12 protein-coding genes and 1 pseudogene are annotated in these 18761 nt (G+C 71.6%); 4 read left to right on the top strand and 9 right to left on the bottom strand.

Translation table 11 applies throughout. The annotated features are described in order from the left end of the window. Positions 1–380: 380 nt before the first annotated feature. The 9 genes from D7W81_RS13420 to D7W81_RS13380 form a co-directional block, all read right to left on the bottom strand. A complete protein-coding gene (locus D7W81_RS13420; protein ID WP_120555756.1) occupies positions 381–2075 on the bottom strand; it encodes a glycosyltransferase family protein in 1695 nt (564 codons plus the stop codon). Positions 2076–3622: 1547 nt separating this feature from the next. Next, complete coding sequence (locus D7W81_RS13415) at positions 3623–6364, bottom strand: VWA domain-containing protein (protein WP_120555755.1); 2742 nt, start codon at positions 6362–6364, stop codon at positions 3623–3625. Then, entirely contained in the window at positions 6361–8094 is a 1734-nt protein-coding gene (locus D7W81_RS13410; RefSeq protein ID WP_120555754.1) for a vWA domain-containing protein, read from the bottom strand. The genes D7W81_RS13415 and D7W81_RS13410 overlap by 4 nt, the downstream gene beginning before the upstream one ends. Before the next feature lie 193 nt (positions 8095–8287). Continuing rightward, the gene (locus tag D7W81_RS13405) at positions 8288–9148 is read right to left on the bottom strand and encodes a DUF58 domain-containing protein (RefSeq protein ID WP_120555753.1); all 861 of its coding nucleotides are present in this window, start codon (positions 9146–9148) and stop codon (positions 8288–8290) included. After that, positions 9145–10662, bottom strand: coding sequence for an ABC transporter permease (locus D7W81_RS13400; protein WP_120555752.1), 1518 nt, complete (start codon positions 10660–10662; stop codon positions 9145–9147). Before D7W81_RS13400 ends, D7W81_RS13405 begins: the two co-directional genes overlap by 4 nt. Beyond that, a complete protein-coding gene (locus tag D7W81_RS13395) occupies positions 10659–11645 on the bottom strand; it encodes an ABC transporter ATP-binding protein (protein ID WP_120555751.1) in 987 nt (328 codons plus the stop codon). The genes D7W81_RS13400 and D7W81_RS13395 overlap by 4 nt, the downstream gene beginning before the upstream one ends. Then, positions 11642–13405: a hypothetical protein gene (locus D7W81_RS13390; RefSeq protein WP_244227196.1), complete on the bottom strand. Its 1764-nt coding sequence runs from the start codon at positions 13403–13405 to the stop codon at positions 11642–11644. The genes D7W81_RS13395 and D7W81_RS13390 overlap by 4 nt, the downstream gene beginning before the upstream one ends. Continuing rightward, complete coding sequence (locus D7W81_RS13385; protein ID WP_208721291.1) at positions 13398–14396, bottom strand: AAA family ATPase; 999 nt, start codon at positions 14394–14396, stop codon at positions 13398–13400. Before D7W81_RS13385 ends, D7W81_RS13390 begins: the two co-directional genes overlap by 8 nt. Before the next feature lie 18 nt (positions 14397–14414). Continuing rightward, positions 14415–15956, bottom strand: a complete 1542-nt coding sequence (locus D7W81_RS13380) for a hypothetical protein (protein WP_120555750.1) — start codon at positions 15954–15956, stop codon at positions 14415–14417. Positions 15957–16115: 159 nt separating this feature from the next. Here D7W81_RS13380 and D7W81_RS13375 point away from each other — a divergent pair, with 159 nt between their 5' ends. The 4 genes and pseudogenes from D7W81_RS13375 to D7W81_RS13360 all read left to right on the top strand — a co-directional run. Beyond that, the gene (locus tag D7W81_RS13375) at positions 16116–17111 is read left to right on the top strand and encodes an aldo/keto reductase family protein (protein WP_120555749.1); all 996 of its coding nucleotides are present in this window, start codon (positions 16116–16118) and stop codon (positions 17109–17111) included. A gap of 215 nt (positions 17112–17326) precedes the next feature. After that, positions 17327–18019 (top strand): MotA/TolQ/ExbB proton channel family protein, encoded by a 693-nt coding sequence (locus tag D7W81_RS13370; RefSeq protein ID WP_120555748.1) that lies wholly within the window; start codon positions 17327–17329, stop codon positions 18017–18019. 3 nt (positions 18020–18022) lie between these two features. Next, positions 18023–18460, top strand: coding sequence for an ExbD/TolR family protein (locus D7W81_RS13365; protein WP_120555747.1), 438 nt, complete (start codon positions 18023–18025; stop codon positions 18458–18460). 17 nt (positions 18461–18477) lie between these two features. Next, positions 18478–18761 (top strand): annotated as a pseudogene (locus tag D7W81_RS13360) (energy transducer TonB); the annotation flags it as partial.

The following is an 18761-nucleotide window of genomic DNA, read 5'->3' as shown; positions in this document are numbered from 1 at the left end:
CCGGAGTCCTCAAGCGGATCGGCATCGTCACGCGGAGAGTCCTCCGGGTGGCGTGGACGTGGCTCCGGCGCACCCGCCCTGGAGAAGGGAGCATCCCGTTCGAGGTCGGAAACCCAGCGATCCAGGAGCGACATCACGCCCTGGGAAGGAATGGGCGCACGGTTCCGCTTCCGCCCCGAATCATCACCAGCCACGGCAACCTCCCCTGCGAACCATCGTGCCCAGGGACAGTAGGAATCGCCCTCGCGCAGGGAAGTTCGACCGGAGCCGGGCTTCACGGTTGATTTCAGGATGGCCGCGCCACGGCGGGCCCTCAGGACGACAATGCCGTCATCCCGGAAGGGGGGCTGCACGCCGGCTTGCCTGCCCTCGGCGTGTGCTCAGAACAAGCGCGAGTAGTGGGACGGGGCCCCAGGCCGTGGCGTCCAGCGCTTCGCGTCGCGGGGCAGCCACAGGAGCTGGAAGGCCTCCGCGCGCCCTTCATAGCGGAGGGCGTGCTCCCCCCGAGACAGCGTGAACTCAGGCGTGGTGATGCGCTCACCATCGATGAACAGCGCGCCGGTATCGAGCGTGCTCGCGGGCTGGACGAAGTACCGGTCGGCGCGCACCGCGAGGAAGCGGTCCTCCAGGGTGCCGGAGCCCGAGGGCACGCGGTAGCGCTGGCCCCACAGATACAGGTCGCCGTCATGGGGCTGGTAGTGCGCGTCGAGGAAGCGGCGCAGCGCGAGAGGCAGGCCCGCGGTGCGCAGGTCATCCACGCGAAGCACGCAGCCCCGCTCCACGAGCACACGGGGCATCTCGTCGGACAGCAGGCCCACGAGCGAGCCGCGCAGATACGCGTCCGTGTAGAAGTAGAAGTGAGCATGCGGCCGGCTCACGTAGCCCCCTGAGTTGTCGTAGACGACATCCTCCGGTCCCGTGAGCTCCGCGATGCGAGCAAGCACTTCGCGCTGCCGTGCATTGCCGCCACCGGCCAGAAGTGCCTCCACCTGCGCGGCCTGGACGGCGAGCAGACCCGTGAGCCCGGCAATCCCCACGGTGCGCCCGATGGGACTGCGCAGCCGCGAGAGCACCTCGAGGATGCCGCGTGCGGCGAAGGGCGCGAGCACGCCCAGGAAGGGCAGCAGGCTGTACGGGAACGGGGCGCGCTGGAGCGCATAGGCGCCGAACGTCGCGGGTACGGCCACGACCAGGAGCAGGTCGGGAGTGCGGGGCTGCTTCAGCAACCGCGGCAACGTGGCGGCGAGCCCGACGGCGGAGAGGACGAAGAACGCCGGTTGCTTCCCCAGGGCCGGCACCAGGTACTCGCGCCACGAGAAGCCCGGATAGTGACGCTGGTGTTCGGAGGCCCAGACGAAGCACCACTGCCACCATGCACTCCAGGAGCCGGTCGCCGAGAGGTACGCGGCCACCAGGCCCGTCGCGGTGGCAATGCCCACGAAGAAAGCGCGAGGCGCGGCGATGAGCGTGGGAGGGGCATTCCTGCGCAACAGGAAGTCCGCCAGGAGCACGGCGGTCACGAGCCCGCCAAAGAAGAGCGCCTTCTGCGAACCCCACGCGGAGGCGACGAGCAGCGCACCCGCCAGGAACGACGAACGCACGGAGCCGGGATGCACGGCCAGCGCCGCGAGGGCGCCAAGGAACAGCGCGGCGGTGAGGGCATCCGGGCGCACCTCGGTGGCGAAGTGCAGGAAGCCGGGCGTGCACAGCAGCAGCACCGGCGCCAGGAGCGCGGCGATGCGCCCTTCCCGCCGGTTGAGGAGGAACACGGAGACACACGCCCCCGCGAGCGGCACGAGCATCACCGCGCGAAGGGCGAGCACGTTGCGCGGATCATCCCCGAGCAGCCGGAACAGCGGCGCCAGCACCTGGTACACGAGTGGGAAGTGCACCTCGAAGAAGTCGCGGTACGGCACCTGCCCGTGGGCCATGAGCCACGCGGCATGGGCGTACTGGAACTCGTCGATGCTGAATGCCTTGTGCAGTGCGAGGCGAGAGGCCTGGAGCGCAAGCACGCCCAGGACGACACCCAGCCCCCACCGCAAGGCCCGGGGCTCCGTCATCGGCGCCGTCATACCGCGAAAGCACTCCCGGCATCAGGGAGCACAGAGGGCAAGAACCCCACGCTGCCGCGCCATGCCAGGCCAGCGGCCGTCAGCGGCCCGCGCAAGTCCTGGGCGCATTCCGTCCAACGCCATGGCGCAGCGCGCCGATCCGGGCAAGGCGATGCAATAAGACTCAGACAGCCATGCTGCCCACCTCCCGAGGCGGCACAACTCCAACTGGTCCGACTGTCGGACCAGTTCGCGCGGCTCGGATGCGGTGGAGGCCTTCGGACCGGGGAACCAGCCGTGGTCTTCCCAACTGGTCCGGCAGTCAGACCAGTTTCCCTAGCGCGGAGGCAGAGGAAGCCTTCAGCCGAGGGGCCCGGCTCGGATGCAGCGGCAGCCCCGACCCCCGGGGTGCCAGTAGAGGTCCTCCCAACTGGTCCGACTGTCAGACCAGTTTCCGTAGCGCGGAGGCAGCGGAGGCCCTCGGACCGGGGGACCAGCCGTGGTCTTCCCAACTGGTCCGACTGTCGGACCAGTTCATGCGGCTCGGATGCGGTGGATGCCCTCGGCCCAGGGGGCCAGCCGAGAGTTTCCCAACTGGTCCGACTGTCGGACCAGTTCGCGCGGCTCGGATGCGGTGGAAGCCCTGGGCCCCGGGGTCAGCCGCAGTCCTCCCAATTGGTCCGACTGTCAGACCAGTTTCCGTAGCGCGGAGGCAGCGGAGGCCCTCGGACCGGGGGACCAGCCGTGGTCTTCCCAACTGGTCCGATTGTCAGACCAGCTCGCGCGGCTCAGATGCAGCGGAAGCCCCCGGCCCTACAGCCGCGGTCTTCCCAACTGGTCCGACTGTCGGACCAGTTCGTGCGGCTGGATGCGGTGGAAGCCCCCGGCCCCCGGGGTCAGCCGCAGTCCTCCCAACTGGTCCGACTGTCGGACCAGTTCATGTGGCTTGGATGCGGTGGAAGCCCTCGGCCCAGGGTGCCAGTTGCGGTCTTCCCAACTGGTCCGACTGTGGGACCAGTTCGTGCGGCTTGGATGCGGTGGAGGTCCTCGGCCCCTGAACCAGCCGTGGTCTTCCCAACTGGTCCGACTGTCGGACCAGTTCGTGCGGCTGGATGCGGTGGAAGCCCTCGGCCCCTGGGCCAGCCGTGGTCTTCCCAACTGGTCCGACTGTCGGACCAGTTCGTCAGGTGCGCCGAGGACGGGGTGCCCCCCCTTCAGGGTTCTCACCTTCTCAGCCCGTAGACAGCCTTTGGCCGAAGGCTTCGCGCGACCGCGACAGGCATGGACCTTCGACGCCCTGTCCGAGCCCGGCAGCCTCCTTCACGGAAGCCTGACTCGAGCGATTTCCCTACGCCGAGGCATCCCTCCAAAACCCGCGACTCAGGGCCCCGGGGAATGCTGTGCTCGCGCATGCTTGCTTGAACGCAGTGACTCAGCGCCCCGTGAGTCGCCGTGCCTGTGCACGTGCGGCCTCCAGCGTGGAGTCCATTCGCGCGTCGACTTAGCGCCCCGTGAGTCGCCGTGCCTGTGCACGTGCGGCCTCCAGTGTGGAGTCCACTCGCGTCGTCTCAGCGCCCCGTGCGACGCCGTGCCCGTGCACGCGCGGCTTCCAGCGCGGAATCCACTCCGGCGGGCGGCTTCGGAGGTTCGGGTTTCTGCTCTGTGGGCTCCTCCGGTGCAGGCTTGTGAGACGTCGCGGTGGGCGTCACCTCCGGATGTGGCGCGGCCGTGGGTCCTCGCGCACGGGACTCCTTCACGGGCCGCTCCCTCGCCGCCTTGACTCGCGGCGCGGAGAGGAACCGGCGCACGGCCACCTCCGCCAGCATCGCCGCCAGCGCGAACGCCACCAGCCACGGTGCCAGCGCGACGCGGCCTTCCGACTCCGGCGCCTCCGCGAACAGGCCCGTCATCGACAGCCGCTCCTGGCCTCCGCCCACCGCCGCCAGCGCTCGCAGGAGCTTGAGCCCCTCCTTCGCGCTGCCCGGCTCGAACTCCGGCGCGTACGGCAGCGCCACCGGTGGAGCCCTCAACACGCGCCCACCCCACTTCACCACCGGGTGCCAGGTGCCGCTGCCGGCCAGCGGGTACTCGACCACCAGCCGGTCCTCGTCCTCCCAGTGCAGCGTCTTCTCCACACCCGAGCGGCCGTCGCCCGACAGCAACACCGCCGTGGGCAGCGCGCCCGGCATCGGCTCACCCGGCGGCAGGTCCAACGTCACGCGCAACACGTTGCCCTGACGCTCCGAGCGCACCACCGCCTCCTCCTTCGGCGTGGCCCGCCCCATCGACCAGCGCACCACCGCCTCCAGCGTCGCCCGCAGCGCGCCCCACTCGCGCAGTTCGCCCGTGTACCTGCCATCCACCTCCGCCGTGAGCGCCACCGTGCGCCCCGCGCCATGCGGCCACAGCGCAAGCACCGGCGCGGCGTTGGTGTCCAACGTGCGCAGCGCCACGTTCGCCCGGGGCTTCAGGTACGTGAGGTTGTAGCCGCCCACCTGCGGCAGGCCCGTCGTCGGCAGCGGCCCCAACAGCGACAGGTCCGGCGCGGCCTCCAGCGACGAGGGCTCGTCCACGAACGTCGCCCTCGCCACCGCGAGCGTCTCCTGACTGAAGATGCGCGGCAGGCTCATGGCGTCCTCCGCGAAGTAGATGCGCCCCCCGCCGCGCCGGGCCACCTCGCGCAGCAACTCCGCGTCCGGATCCGTGGTCTTGCCCAGGCCGATGACGGACACCGTCACGTTGGCCTCGCGCAACGCCGCCAGCGTCTCCTGGTAGTCGTCCGGCTCCTCGGAGTCCGCCGCGTCGGAGAACAGCACCACGTGCCGCGTGGGCTTGTCGCTGCGGAGGATCTCCTTGCGGCCCGCGCGCAACGCCGCGCCCACGTAGATGCCGCCGCCTCCACTGAAGCCCCGCGCCACCTGGTCGAACGGCAGCCCTTCGCTCACCGGACTCAGCGGGAAGATTTCATGCGGCTCCGTGTCCACCATGTACACGGAGGCCTCGTCGTTCGCGTTGAGCAGCGTGAGCGCCGCCGTGACGCCCTCCGCGGCCAGCTCCATCTTCGTGCGCCCATCCGGCACCTGCACGCCCATGGAGCAGCTCGAATCCATGAGCACGCTCATCGCCACCGACGCGCGCCGCTGCTCCTCGCGCATCTCCAGCGACACGGGCAGCAGCGGCTCCACGGGCGAGCGCCGGTAGCCGCCCTCGCCGAAGCTCGAGCGGCCTCCCGTCATCACCAACCCGCCGCCCGCCTGGTCCACGTAGTCCGCCAGTGCGTTCAATCCCTTCTCGCCCAGCGCGTTGGCGTCCACGTTCTCAAGCACCACCGCGCCCACCCCATCGAGCGCCTCCAGCGACAGGTGGAACGGCGCCTTCACGTCCAGCGCCATGCCCGTCGCCGTCAGCGCCTTCGCCAGCGTGCCCGACGGCTGCGCGGTGAGCAGCAGCACCCGGGGCGGCCCCTCCACGCGCAGCACGCCCACGCCCACGTCGTTCTCCGGGACGCCGTCTCCAGGCACCTCCACCGTGAGCCGGTAGCGCACGAGCCCCGGCTCCTCCAGCAGGTCGCGCAGGGGCAGCAGGTTGGGCCCGGGCTTGAAGTCGAACGGCCCCTTCACCAGCACCTTCCCGTCGCGCTCCAGGCGCACGGTGCCGGTGACGGCGGAGGTGGCCTGCACCACGGCGGAGAACTGGAAGGGCTCGCGCACGGAGACGGTGGCCGGCACGTCCAGCGACACCACGGCCACGTCCAGCGCGGGCTCCGGACGGGCCACCTGCCGGTAGTCCACCGCGATGCCTCGCGCCGCCAGCCGCCGCGTCGCGCCCCGGGCGTCCGTGCCCGTGGCCCGGCCGTCGGAGACCACCAGCACCCGGCCCGTGCGCTCTGGAGGGATGAGCGCGCCCGCCGCGTCCAGCGCGGCCGACAGGTCCGACGCCTCCGCGTCCACCGGCCGCGTGAAGCCGCCGAACCGGCCTGCCTCCGACAGCGGGGATTCCACCCGGGCCTCGCGGCCATAGGTGATGACGCCCACGCGGTCGCCCGGCCTGCGCTGGGACTCCACCAGCGAGATGAGCTCCTGCGCCACCCGGTCCACGTCCAGCGGCATGGAGCGCGAGCGGTCCACCACCACCGCCACGTCGCTGCCCGCGTTCGCCAGCCGCAGCTCCGGCCCGGACAGCGCGCCCACGCCGAGCACCAGCAGCGCCCACCGCAGCACCATGGGCGGGCCGGGCCTCCGGCCGTAGCGCCACAGGAAGAGGCCCAGCGGCAACAGCAGCAGCCACGCCTGGGGAAGGGTGAAGGTCATGCCTTCCTCGTGACGTAGAAGTCCGCCAGCAGCGCGGCCAGCAGCACCACCAGGGGCCAGCGGGCGCGCTCGTGGCCACCGGTCCCTTCCGAGTCCTCGCCCGCTTCCTTCGCGGCCACGTCGGCGCTCCCCCTGCCGCGCAGGTCCGACTCCCGCGCGTCCAGCGCCAGCACCTCCAGCGAGTCCACTTCACGGCCCTCGCGCTCCAGCACGTAGCGGCCGGGGCTCGTGGGGGCGGGCAGGCTCAGCGCGCCCGCGCCGAACACGGGCTTGCGCCCCGACGGGCCCTTCAGCGCGTAGCGTGCACCGGCCTCCGTCACCACGGAGAGCGCTTCGCCCAGGTTGAGCTGGCGCCGGGGGAAGCCTTCACGCAGCCGCCGAGCATCGCGCACCACGTTGCCCAGGAGCACGGGCCACGCGGTCGTGCGCTGGAGATTGGAGCGCGCCAGGTCCACGTTGAGGTGCAGCCGCCCGCCCTCCTCTTCCGACACGAGCACGGCGTCGCCCGCGGTCATCAGCGGACGGCCCGGTGGGTTCGCGCCCGCCGTCCACCGCACGCCCGCGAGCTGCACGTCGTCCATCAGCGTGCTGCCCTTCTCCGTGAAGAACGGCCCCACGAAGGTGCGCAGCGGCCCTTCCGCGCCCAGCGTCACGCGGGCCTCCGCGCGAGCAGGGCCCACGGACAACACCGGCGCACCGGGGACGGGGGGACCGCGCGCCACGTCGGGAGACACCGCCAGGAAGCGCTCCAGCGCCTGCTTCGACGCGGGAGACAGGCCCTCCGTCAGTCCCACCGCCACCGGCATCACGGGGGACGGCGGCAGGCGCACGTGTCCGTCCTCGGGCAACACGTCGTCCGGCAGGGACACCTCCACGTCGCCGGCCTCGCGGAACGTGAGGCGCACCGTCGCGGCGCCCTCTTCCGGCAGCGTGATGCGTTCCGTGCGTTCCGTGCCTTCGCGAGCGCCCGGTCCGGGTGCGGCGCGCACGTGCGCTTCGACTTCCGAAGGACCCGCGCCGAAGCGCGCCACCCGCAGCGTCACCGTGGCCCGGCCCCCTTCGTCGCGCCGCTGCGCGGAGACCAGCGCCACGTTGCCCTGGGAGCGGCCCAGCGCCGTCCAGCGCACGGAGGGCGGCACGGTCGCGTCCTCGGAGGGAGGGGCGTCGGTGAAGAAGTGCACGCGCTTGCCCGGTCCCGCCAGTTCCTGCGCCCACAGGAGCGAAGCCGTGACGTCGTGGTCCGGCCCGCGCGCCTCGAAGGATTCCAATGCGCCCAGGGCGCGCGAGGCCTCCGCTTCCGGTCCGGCGATGACCTGGGGAGCCACGCCGCTCGCGAGCACCGTGACGTGCGTCGCGCGCTCCGCCTCCACGCGCTTCGCGGCCTCGGTGCGCACGTGCTCCAGCACCGTCTTGCCATCCGGAGTCCGCGCGGACATGGACAGGCTCCCGTCCACGACGAGAACCAGGTGACGGCGGCGAGCGGTCTCGCCCAGTCGCACGTCCGCCAGGTACAGCGCGGCGGCCAGCACGGCGAGCGCCTCCAGCAGCAGGGACGCCTCCCGGGTGAAACGCTCCCACCGGGGCCCGCCCTCCGCGCGGGGACGCGGCGTGCGCCACAGGAACAGCGCGCTCACCACCACCGGCTTCTGCCGGCGGCGCAGGAAGTACGCCGCGACCAGCGGCACCAGCGCGCCCAGCGCCAGCAGGCCCCACGGAAGCCCGAAGCTCACGCCTCGCCTCCCACAATGCGCCGCGCGCGAGTGCGTCCGCACTCATGCACGCCGGAGCGCGACGCTCCGCGCGCCACGCGGCCTGCATCGATGCTCGCGCCCCGGCCCCATGAGACACACCGCACGCGAGTGCATCCGCCATCACGCACGTCGGCCCGCCTCGCTCCGCGCTCCACGCCGCTCGCACGGAAGCTCACGCCCCGCCTCCCGCGACGAACAGCGCGCGCAGCGGTCCCGCCACCTGCGCCCGCAATCCCTCCGCCGCGTTCACGGTGAGCAATGTCCCTCGCGCCCGCACCGCCGCGCTCCGCAGCGCGCGCTGGTGCTCCGCGAAGCGGCGGGCGTAGGCGGCCAGCACTCCGTCCGTCAGCAGCTCCTCCAGCGCCACACCGCTCTCCGCGTCCACCAGCCGCGCGCCCTCACCGCCCGTGGGCTCCAGGTCCTCCGCGTCCAGCACCTGCACCAGGAACAGCGCCGAGGCTCCACGCGACAGCCGGGCGCACAGCGCCTCCAGGTCCGTCTCGAAGAGGAAGTCGCTCACCACCACCCGCAGGCCACACGGCCGCAACGGAGGCAGCCGCCCCAGCGCCGACGCCAGGTCATCCCGCGCCTCGAACTCCGTCCCCTTCAGCGCCGCACGGCACGCCGGCCCCTGCACCCGCTCCAACCGCGCCCCACTGCACAACAGCGTCGGAGCCAGCCCCTGCCGTCCTCCCACCTCCACCGTCAGCAGCGCCACCTCGCGAGCACCCGCCGCCTTGCGCGGCGACAGGCCCATGCTGCGCGAGCCGTCCAGCAACACCTCCACGCGCGGCGACACCTCGTCCTGGCGCACGCGCAACACCAGCTCCCCCGTGCGCGCCACCGCGTTCCAGTCCAGCTGCCGCAGGTCGTCTCCCGGCTGGTACGCGCGGAAGTCATGCAGCTCCATCGCGCTGCCCGCGGACGTGGCGCGCACCTCGCCCACCCGTCCCCGCTGCGGCAGGCGCGGCAGCGCCAGGGACAACCCCGGCGCCAGCCGCGCCACCTCCGCCTCATCCAGCCTCGCGCTCACTGCTGATGGACCCGCCGCTCACGCTCGGCGAGCACCCGGTCCGCCGCGAACGCCGCCAGGAACGCCGCCAGCGCCACGCACAGGAGCAACTCCAGCGGCATCTTGGTGCCGTTGGCGTTGCCGTAGTCGTACCTGGCGAAGTTCAGCGTCCCCAGTATCGGGTTGAGCAGGTTGAGCAGTTCATCGCGTCCCTCCAGCCCCAGGAACACCGCCAGCAGCGGCGGCACCCCGGCCCCCATCGTCCCAATCAGGACGTAGAGCAATCGCACGGACACCGGCGACGCGAACCGCCCCGAGCGCGGCATCCGCCCCAGGAGCAGCGCCACCGACAGGTACAGCACCCCGTAGAGCGCCAGCACCATGACGGACATCGCCATCGGCAGTCCGTTCGAGGAACCTTCCGACAACCGCAGCAGGACCACACACCCGGCCGCCCACCCCACGAGCAGCAGCACCGACAACCGGAAGCCGCGAAGCGCCCCGGGCTTGAACAGCGACCAGACCCGCGTGCCCGCGCGCAACGGCCGCGCCTGCCCGTCCACGTCCGTCCCCACGAAGAGGCTGGCGAAGATGATGTGCAGTCCTCCGAGCATGCCCATCCCCTCGGGGATGTCGTGGGGCCGGCCCTTGAACCACCACACCGCCGTCATCCCCACGAACGTCACCAGCCCCTGCACCACCAGCGCCCGCCGGGCATGGCGTGTGTAGTCCTCTGTCACGAGCGACAGCCGCGACACCGCCGTCTCGAACACCAGCCATCCGTCCGACACGAGGATCCAGAAGACCACGGCCAGCCCCAGGAAGAAGTCCCGGTCGAACGTGAACCCGCCGCCGCGCTCCTGCGTCGCCACGTAGGTGAGCGTCAGCGTCTGGAAGAGCGCCATCAGCAGCGCGCCCACCAGCAAGAGCCGCACGGCGGAGCGCCCCATCCGGCTGTCCGCCAGCGTGGCCGCGCACACCGACACGAGCGTGAGGAACACCAGCCACACCGCGCCGTATGCCAGCACCATCAGGATGGTGGGCAGGGAGATGCCGTTGAGGAAGTAGCTGAACAGCAGGAACGGCCCCACCGCCGACGCGTACAGCACCGCCTGCACCAGGAAGGACGCCACCTTGCCGCGCAGGATGCGCCGGGGCCCCAGGCCCGTGAGCAGGAGCAGCGACCACGTCTCGTCCTCGCGCTCGCGCGCCAGGGACCGGTACGCGTTGAAGGGGATGACGCCGAAGAGCACCAGCGCCAGACACACGAAGAAGGAGAAGAAGTACGTGCCTCCCTCACGCGTGTACGTGCTGTCGTGCGCGTTCGCGAACGCGATGAGCGACAGCACCAGGCATGCCGCCAGCAGCAACCCGAAGCACACCCAGAAGACGCGCGTGCGCAGCCCCTGCCGCACCTCCTTCACCACCAGGGGGTTGAGCCGGTCGCCCCACTTCGCCCACCGGTCGGACGTCGCGGCGGGGACGCCGGGCGCGGACTCGGTCGCGCCCGACGCGGGACTTGCTTGCGTGCTCACGCCACCCTCCCCTTCGTCACCGTCATGAATGCGTCTTCCAGGTTGCGCTCGCGCGGGCTGAACGCGCACACCGGCAGCCCCTGCGACACCAGCGCCGCCAGCAGCGCCGCAGCAGCCGCCTCCGCCTGCGCCGGCCCCGCGTCCGCCTCCAGCTCCAGCCGCACGCGCAGCGCGCTCCCCTCGCGCGACACGTCCTTCACGCGCGGCTGCTCCAGCAGCGTGCGCTCCGTGCGCGCCCACAGCGCTTCGGCCTCGTCACCCGCCGCCGCCAGCCGCACCGTCAGCTCCGTCACGCGGGACGTGCCCGCGCTCTGGCGCAGCAGGTCCTCCACCTTGCCCTGGGCCAGCAGGCGCCCCTGTTCGATGATGACGCAGCTGTCGCAGATCTCCGCCAGCTCCGTGAGGATGTGGCTGGAGATGATGACCGCCTTGCCCTGATCCGCCAGCGCGCGCAGCAACTCCCGCAGCTCGATGCGGGCGCGAGGGTCCAGCCCGTCCGCCGGTTCGTCCAGGAGCAGCAGCCGCGGGTCGTGCAACAGCGTGCGCCCCAGGGCCACGCGCTGGCGCATGCCCTTGGACAGCTCCGTGGTGAGCTTCTCCGAAAGCGGCCCCAGCCCCGTGAACTCCATCACCGAGTCCACCCGCTGATTGCGCTGCGCGCCCTTCAGTCCGTACGCGCGCGCGAAGAAGTCCAGGAACTCCCTCACGGTGACGTCGTCGTAGGTGCCGTAGCGGTCCGGCATGTAGCCCAACAGCGGCCGGGCCCGGTCCGGCGCGTCCACCAGCGACGTGCCGTCCAGCAGCACCGTGCCCGCGGTGGGCACGTCCAGCGTGGCCAGGATGCGCAGCGTGGTGCTCTTGCCCGCGCCGTTGGGCCCGATGAAGCCCAGGATGCCGCCCGCTTCCAGCGTGAACGACACGTCGTCCACGGCGCGCAGCGAACCGTAGTCGCGCCGCAGCCCCTTCACCTCCAGCAGGCTCATCGTCGTGCCTCCTCGACCTGACCGCGCACCAGGTGCACCGCGTCCTCCAGCTCCACGTCCAGCGCCGCCGTGGGCGTGAAGCCGCGCCCGCCCAGCCGCGCCACGAACGTCCCGTCGTCCAGCGGTTGCTCCACGGACGTCACCGCGCCCGGGAAGCGCATGAGCGCCTCGTGCGGAAAATCCCGCAGGGCTTCGACCGCCTCGTCCCGCGGCGTGGCCCGCCCCTCCGCGCCGTCCGCCAGCTCCGGCAGGTCCCAGAACTGGCTGCCCAGCTTCAACAGGCCCCCCTGGAGGGGAGCCCCCAGCGCGTTCTGCACCTGCACGCCGCCGTCCACCTTGCGCACCGTCAGCCGCGCGCGCGAGGGAATCACGGCGACCTCGCCCCACTCGCGGTAGCTGCGCGAGGGCAGGAAGCTGTTCTTCACCACCAGGCCGTTCGTCCAATCCAGCGAGCGCGGCGGATCCTCGGGGTCCACCGGGGCCAGCAGCACGCTGGAGGCGGGCAGGTGCGCGCCCTCCTCCGCGAGGTTGGCGTACCAGGCGTTGAGCCCCACCGTCACCGCGCGAGACCGCTCGCGGTCCAGCAGCGTGAGGCTGTAGCGCGCGGCATGCACGCTGAAGCCGTCCACCAGCACCGACCACGCCACCAATCCCAGACTCGTGAGGACCGCCAGCGTGGGCACCGCGATGAGCACCGCCAGCGGCCCCTTGCGCCGCGCGAGCAGCCACCCGCCGGGCCCCACCGCGAGCGTGAAGAGGAAGATGAGCAGCAGGAAGCGGCCCACGGGGGCTCTCGCGCTCGACAGCAGCGGCACCCGCCCGTCGCGCAGCAGGTCGTTGCGCTCCCACCGGGGCGGAGGGCCCGCGGGCACCACCACGGCGGGCGCCCGCTCCGTGTCCGACCAGAGGTCGACGCCGCAGCCCGGCCCCTGCGTCCGGCAGGCACCGAACTGGCGCACGAAGCCGAAGCCGTAGGGCGACAGCTCCGCCTTCGCGTCCTGGAGCAGCGGGAAGTGCAGGCGCGGGTTGGAGGGAGGCTGGTCGAGCACCAGCCGGCCGCCGCTCACCGCGAAGGTCTCCAGCACCGCCCAGACGTCGGCGGGCACCTGGTCCGGCGGCACCGCCACCAGCACCGCGTCGTAGCCCACGTAGGCGGCCAGCTCGCGCGGCGCCGTGAGGGGATCCACGAAGCGCGTGGCGACGAGCGGCTCCGTGTTCTCCGCCGCGCGGCGCAGGCCGGTCGCGGTCTCGAAGCCCTTCACGTCGCCCAGCACCATCACGCGCGTGCCCCGGTAGCTGTCCAGGTAGAAGCCCCGGGTCGCGGTGTCCATCCCGGGCGAGTCCAGATGGAGCGTCCCCGTCTGCAGGTCCGCGGGCAGCATCAGCCAGGTGACGGCGCGCTCACGGGGCCCCAGTTGCAGCGAGCGCTCCGTGACGCGCCCCATCGATTGGATGGACAGGCGCACCGGACGCGGCTGGCCGCTGCTGTTCTGCACCGTCACCTGGATGGGCGTGTAGCCCCGGTTGGGGACGAGCGTGACGACGCGCACGGTGGCCTTGAGGTCTCCCAGTTCGGGGAAGGTCTCGGCCGTCTCCACCACCTCGCGGTAGCCGTTGCCCTCGGGCGCCGCTTCCCGTGCGGCCTCCTCCACCGCCACGGGGCTGGTCGCGAACGCCGCCGTCCCTCCGGGAACGCCCGGCAGGCCCGTCCAGAGCAGGGCGCCCAGGAACAGGGCGGATACGGCGGCGCGGCTAACCACGGGGCACCTCGGGCGTGGCCTTGAGCAGCTCGCGCACCACGTCCGGCGCGGACACCTTCTCCAGCGACGCCTCGTAGGCCAGCACCAGGCGGTGGTTGAGGGCGGCGGGCGCGGCGGCCACCACGTCGTCGAAGCCCACGTTGGGCCGGCCTTCGAGCAGCGCGCGCGCACGGCCCGCGGCGGCCAGGGCCAGCGCCGCGCGGGGGCTCGCGCCGAAGCGCACGAAGCGGCGCACGGGTTCAGGGGCGGAGGCCTGGCGCGGGTCGGACGCCTCCACCAGCCGGCCGATGAAGTCCGCCACCGGGCCGGGCAGGTGCACGCGGTCCACGGCGGCGAACAGGCGCGACAGCCCTTCGGCGTCCAGCACCGGTTCCTGCGCGGGAGGCGCGCCGCGCACGCGCGTGGTGAGCAGGGTGCGCAGCGTCTTGGCGCCCACGGGCGGAACGAGGATGCGGAAGAGGAAGCGGTCCAACTGCGCTTCCGGCAGCGGGTACGTGCCCTCGAGCTCGATGGGGTTCTGCGTGGCGAGCACGAAGAAGGGGTCGGGCAGGGGCCGCGTCTGGCCCAGCACCGTCACCGAGCGCTCCTGCATGGCCTCCAGCAGCGCGGACTGCGTCTTGGGGCTGGAGCGGTTGATTTCATCCGCGAGGACAAGGCTCGCGAAGAGAGGGCCCTCGCGGAAGACGAAGTCTCGGCGGGATTCGCCTTCCAGCACGTAGGTGCCGGTGATGTCGCCGGGCAGCAGGTCGGGGGTGAACTGGATGCGGCGGAAGGGCAGCGCCAAGAGCCGCGCCAAAGCCTTGCACAGCTCGGTCTTGCCCAGGCCGGGCAGGCCCTCCAGGAGCACGTGGCCCCGGGCGAGCACCGCCGTCACGACCTGCTCGACGACCGTCTCCTGGTCGAGCATCACCTGATTGAGCCCGGCCTTGAGCCGGGACGCCACGTCCGCCGCGCCCTGTGCCTCGGCGGGACTCAGAAGCTCCGCTGCCACGTCGTTCCCCCTTCTGGACTACGGACCACCGAAGTACCGCTTCACCAGGTCGCGGTTGCGAGGCAGCAGCGGACCGGAGGTCGGTCCCGCCGTCGCATCGCCCTTCGCGCCCGTGCCCTTCGCGCTGGACGGTCCCGCTTGCCCTGTCCGGGCCTGCGGATCCGCTGCGCGAAGGCCCCACAACTCTTCCGCTTCGCCGCCGTTGCCCTCCGGCAGCGGCTGGAAGGCGAGCCGCTCCGGATCCATCTCCGCCTCGCCGCCGAAGACAACCGGTTGGCTCTCGCCGCCCCGGCTCACGCCCGCGCCATCGCCCTGCCGCGTATTCCGGCTCGCGTGCTGACTGCCCTGCTGTCCTTCGCCCTCGCCCTCTTCACCTTCGCCCTGCCCGTCCTGGCCCTGGCCTTGTCCCTTCTGGCCCTGGCCCTTCTGCCCCTGTCCGGACTGCTGCCGCCGGGTGGGACGCCGGGCCTGGGCGCCGCGGTTCCCTCGCGAGGCGTTTTCCTCGCCGAAGCGCTGGGCCAGGGATTGCTGTCGCCGTTCCAGCGTGCGGCGCAGGTCGGAGATCTGATCCGGAGAACCGGAGGCCTGGGCGCGAGCGGAAGCACGGGCCTGGGCCTCGCGGGACGGGTCGCCGGAGCCCTGCTGCTGGGAGCCCTGCTTGTCACCGCCCTGTTCTCCAGCACCCTGGCCCTGTGAGTTCTGCTCGGAGGAAGGGGTTTCCTGATCACCCGCGGCGGAGTCCTCACCTTTCCCACTGGCACGAGCATCAAGCGCCATCAGGGCCTGCTCCAGGGATTCGCGCTCACGGGTGGCGGACTCCGCACCGCCAGCCGCGGCGAGCGCGTCCTCCAGTTCAGCGGCGGCCTCGGAGGCGCGGTTGAGTTCGGCGGCGGCCTCGGAAGCGCGCTCGGCGAGCCGCTGCTCCAGGGCATCCGAGGCCTCCCAGTCCGCGGAATCGAAGCGGCCCTGCGCGACCTCCTCGGACAGCCGGCGCAGTTCCTCCTCGACGTCGGGCCCCAGGGGCTCCTCGCGGGCCAGGGCCTCGGCCTGCGCCTGCACGGCGGCGACCTGGGTCGCGGCGGCGGCATTGATGTTCGAGGTCCGCAGCGCCGACAGCGGGACAAGGAACCCCACGGCAAGGAACACGAGCGCCCCCAGGAGCGCGCCCACGGGCCGGCGCCAGGGAACGTCCGGAGGCTTCACCTGTTGAGCAAACTGGTTGAGGCTCAGCTCCCACTCACCGACAGGGCGCTCCAGCCGCGTGAGCAGCAGCCCGCCAGCATTGGCGGAGCGGTCCGCGAGCACCGCCGCGTACTCCAGCGACACGCCGCGAGAACGGGCACGAACGAACCACCACACCAGGCCCGCGACGATGATGGGAGGCAAGGCCCAGACGGCGGCATCCCGCAGCAACATCCGGGACAGCACGCAAGCAGTGGCGATGGCCCAGACGGGAGCAAGGCCCGCGCCGGTCCAAGTGACGAGATTGAGCCGCCGCTGCACGCGCCGGATGGGCGCGAGCACGAGGGACTGGAAGCGGCGTTCGTCACTGGCGGCCATGCGTGGAAGCCAGTGTCGGACACCCGGCCCACCGTTCACAAGCGACGCCCGGGAACGGTCGAAACACGCCCTGGACGGTCGTCCGTCCGACTCCAGCTGTCGAGAAACCGCGAATCCCCGAGCGAACCCCTGGAGGCGGTGGTTACTGTGCCGCCCCCTATGAACTTCCGATTCCTTGGCCGCAGCGGCCTGAAGGTCAGTGAGATTTCTTTCGGCAACTGGCTCACGCATGGCTCCCAGGTGGAGGAGGACGCCGCCATCGCTTGCGTGAAGGCCGCACTCGACACCGGCATCACCACCTTCGACACCGCTGACGTCTACGCCGGCACCAAGGCGGAAGCCGTCCTCGGCCGCGCCCTCAAGGGCCAGCGCCGTGAAGGCTATGAGCTGTTCACCAAGGTCTACTGGCCCACCGGCCCCGGCCAGAACGACCGCGGCCTGTCGCGCAAGCACATCATCGAGTCCATCCACGGCTCCCTGCGCCGCCTCCAGACGGACTACGTGGACCTCTACCAGGCCCACCGCTTCGACGCGGAGACGCCCCTGGAGGAGACCATGCTCGCGTTCGCGGACATCGTCCGCCAGGGCAAGGCCCTCTACATCGGTGTCTCTGAATGGACCGCCGAGCAGATCTCCGCCGGCGCGAAGCTCGCCCGCGAGCTGCGCGTCCCCTTCATCTCCAACCAGCCCCAGTACTCCATGCTCTGGCGGGTCATCGAGTCCAAGGTCATCCCCACCTCCGACGCCGAAGGCCTGGGCCAGATTGTCTGGTCCCCGCTCGCCAAGGGCGTGCTCACCGGCAAGTACCTCCCCGGCAAGCCCCCGCCCTCGGACACCCGCGCCGCCAACCAGCAGGGCGCGCAGTTCATGACCAACTTCATGACCGACGACGTGCTCACCCGCGTCCAGCAGCTCAAGCCGCTGGCCCAGGAAGCCGGCCTGTCGCTCGCGCAGCTGTCCGTCGCGTGGGTGCTCCAGAACAAGAGCGTCGCCTCCGCCATCATCGGCGCCTCCAAGCCGGAGCAGGTGCTCGACAACGTGAAGGCCACCGGCGTGAAGCTGGACGCGGAGCTCATGCGCCGCATCGACGCCATCATCGGCCCCGTCGTGGAGCGCGACCCCGCGCAGACCACCAGCCCCAATCGCAGGCCCTGAGAATCCGGGACACGGGGCAGGCGCTCCAGCGCCCGCCCTGCCGCCACGAGCGGTGCCCGCCATCCGACATCCGCGCCCTCCCGCCGCCACGCCCGTCCACCAACGCGCGACACCCAGGTGAACTCCCCCCGTTCCATTTGACTTTTCAGTCGGGGGGAACAAGAGACTGCGCCGCGCGTTAACGCGGTCCCACTCTTGAACCGGGCATTTCCCACATGACGTCCTTCCTCCTCCTGGCCCAGGCGGCCCAACCCGAACTCGGCTGGTTGAGCAGCAAACTGCTCGGGGTGACGCTGGGCAGCGCCGAGTGGGTGCTCTGGCTGCTCGTCATCCTGTCCATCGTCTCCATCGCGGTGATGCTGGAGCGCGCCGTCTACTTCTCGCGCCACCGGCTGCCCAACTCGGAGGCGCTGGCGGTGCGCTTGGCGCGCGGCGAGTTCGACGCCGTGGCCAGCGAAGTGAAGAACCAGAAGGGCATGGAGGCCTCCGTCATCCGCGAGGCCCTGGCCTCCGCGCCGCAGGGCCCCGACACCGTGGAGCAGGTCATCGCGTCCACCGTCGCCCGCGAGCGCCCCCAGTACGAGCGCGGCCTGTCCATCCTGGGCACGCTGGGCAACAACGCCCCGTTCATCGGCCTGTTCGGCACGGTGCTCGGCATCATCAAGGCCTTCAACGACCTGGGCGCCATGAATACCAAGGGCGGCGCCATGCAGCAGACGGTGATGGCCGGCATCTCGGAGGCGCTCGTCGCCACCGCCGTGGGCCTCGCCGTCGCCATCCCCGCCGTGGTCGCCTTCAACGTCTTCAACCGCCAGCTGAAGACGCTCACCAGCCGCACCACCGCCCTGGGCCACGCGCTCGTGGGCGCCATGAAGGCGCGCAAGCCGGGCGCCGCGGGAGGCAACTAGCCCATGGCCGGCGGCGCGAACGACAGCGACGAGGAAATCAGCGGCATCAACGTCACCCCGCTGGTGGACGTGGTGCTGGTGCTGCTCATCATCTTCATGGTCACCGCGAACTTCATCGTCCGCGAGACGGTGGAGGTGGACCTGCCCCGCGCCGCCAATGGCGGTGAGACGGTGCAGGGCCTGGTGAACGTCGTCCTCGACAAGGAGGGCAAGCTCTACTTCGACGGCGCGGAGGTGACGGAAGCGGACCTGTCCCGCCGCGTGACGGAGGCCGTCGCCAAGGACAAGGACACGCGCGCCATCATCAGCGCGGACCAGACGCTCGCCTACGGCCGCGTGATGCACCTCATCGACGTGGTGAAGGGCCAGGGCATCGCGAAGTTCGCCCTCAACATCGAGAAGGACGCGTCCCCTGCCCGGGCCGCGCCCGCCACGCCCTGACACAAGGCCTTGCGACGATGAGCCAGGCGGTCCTCGAACCCTCTCCCCTGCCCCAGCGCGACCGCTCCACGCGGTTCCTGCTCGTGTTCCTGCTCGTGTCGCTCGCGCTGCACGGGGCGGCCTTCGGCTACCTCTCCACCATGGAGGGCCGGAAGCTCGCGGCCATCCAGAAGCCGGTGGAGATGGTCATGGTGGAGGTGCAGAAGCCGCCGCCCCCGCCGCCTCCGGAGGAGAAGCCGGAGGAGCCCAAGCCGCCGCCTCCGCCGAAGGTGAAGCCGGTGAAGCCGCCGCCCATCAAGGT

Source organism: Corallococcus aberystwythensis, assembly GCF_003612165.1.
Classification (GTDB): Bacteria; Myxococcota; Myxococcia; order Myxococcales; family Myxococcaceae; genus Corallococcus; species Corallococcus aberystwythensis.
This window is presented reverse-complemented; position numbering and strand designations above follow the sequence as displayed.

Coding starts and splice junctions, on each gene's coding strand:
- D7W81_RS13420 (WP_120555756.1), bottom strand. CDS start 2,075: ATGACGGCGCCGATGACGGAGCCCCGGGCCTTGCGGTGGGGGCTGGGT.
- D7W81_RS13415 (WP_120555755.1), bottom strand. CDS start 6,364: ATGACCTTCACCCTTCCCCAGGCGTGGCTGCTGCTGTTGCCGCTGGGC.
- D7W81_RS13395 (WP_120555751.1), bottom strand. CDS start 11,645: ATGAGCCTGCTGGAGGTGAAGGGGCTGCGGCGCGACTACGGTTCGCTG.
- D7W81_RS13380 (WP_120555750.1), bottom strand. CDS start 15,956: ATGGCCGCCAGTGACGAACGCCGCTTCCAGTCCCTCGTGCTCGCGCCC.
- D7W81_RS13375 (WP_120555749.1), top strand. CDS start 16,116: ATGAACTTCCGATTCCTTGGCCGCAGCGGCCTGAAGGTCAGTGAGATT.
- D7W81_RS13370 (WP_120555748.1), top strand. CDS start 17,327: ATGACGTCCTTCCTCCTCCTGGCCCAGGCGGCCCAACCCGAACTCGGC.
- D7W81_RS13365 (WP_120555747.1), top strand. CDS start 18,023: ATGGCCGGCGGCGCGAACGACAGCGACGAGGAAATCAGCGGCATCAAC.